Consider the following 212-nt stretch of genomic DNA (forward strand, 5'->3'; position numbering starts at 1 on the left):
TACACGGGAGGCCGGGTGAACGTACTGCCTAAGAAGCTTGATAGAATTTATAAAAAAATCAAGCACTATCAAAGGCAGCTTGCCAAAAAGCAAGTCAAAAATGGAGAAGCTGCTTGCGAAAGCAAGAACTACTTGAAGACGAAAGCCAAGCTTCAAGCTTGCTATCGCAAAGCTGGCAATATCCAAAATGACTTGATGCAGAAGTTTACGAC

At 42.5% G+C, this 212-nt stretch carries 1 pseudogene; it reads left to right on the forward strand.

Features of this window, described 5'->3' with window-relative positions:
* A pseudogene (locus lacNas_RS03495) lies at positions 1-212 on the forward strand (RNA-guided endonuclease TnpB family protein); the annotation flags it as partial.

The organism is Lactobacillus nasalidis, assembly GCF_016587775.1.
Classification (GTDB): Bacteria; Bacillota; Bacilli; order Lactobacillales; family Lactobacillaceae; genus Lactobacillus; species Lactobacillus nasalidis.